This is a genomic window from Chryseobacterium sp. BGARF1 (genome assembly GCF_001677955.1).
GTDB lineage: Bacteria > Bacteroidota > Bacteroidia > Flavobacteriales > Weeksellaceae > Chryseobacterium.
The window spans coordinates 1-726 of sequence record NZ_LELA01000222.1 but is presented as its reverse complement, the minus strand read 5'-3'; the positions used below and the strand labels follow the sequence as shown (position 1 = coordinate 726).

Annotated in this window: 1 protein-coding gene; it reads left to right on the top strand. The window is 31.5% G+C overall.

Features of this window, described 5'->3' with window-relative positions; all coding sequences use genetic code 11:
- On the top strand, nucleotides 1-587 hold a 587-nt coding region (locus AB671_RS21690; protein WP_066681843.1), incomplete at its 5' end, for a Crp/Fnr family transcriptional regulator.
- Nucleotides 588-726: the final 139 nt, after the last annotated feature.

The following is a 726-nucleotide window of genomic DNA, read 5'->3' as shown; positions in this document are numbered from 1 at the left end:
ATTACCGTAAAAATGAAGCCATATTTACTGAGGGAACCATTCCTAACGGTATATTTTTTTTAAAAAATGGTAAGGTTAAAAAGTATAAAGTGGATAATGATGGAAGAGAGCAGATCATCTATATCTATAATGCCGGAGAATTTTTTGGATATTCAGCCATATTAAGTAATGATACATATGGAGATACTACACTAGCGATAGAAAACTCTGTTATAGCTTTTATTTCGAAAGAAAATTTTTTGAAGATTCTTGATCAATCAGACTTTTTCTCAAAATTACTTCTCAAAAGTCTTAGTCATGAATTCAATGTGATGGCTAATCTGATGACCGTTCTGTCACAACGAACGGTCAGGGAACGGGTAGCATTAAGTTTATTAATTCTGCATAGAAAATATCAATCTAATATAGCAGAGGATAAAACTTATATTACATTATCCAGAACAGATCTTGCCAATATTGTAGGAACTGCCAATGAAACATTAGCCCGTATTCTTCATGATTTCCGGGAAGATCATCTAATCATTATGGAAGGAAGAAAAATTCTATTAATAGATTTGGAACGCCTTACCCGTATTGCGAATATCTAAAGGAATAATTGTCTTTACACATTTCAAGGAGCTGTATGTAAAAATCTGTACTCAAAAAATTTACCTTTTTAAAAATTTCACTTAAAAGAATTGCTCATGTTTAGACACAAAGGGAAAGGAAGAACATATTCCCATAATT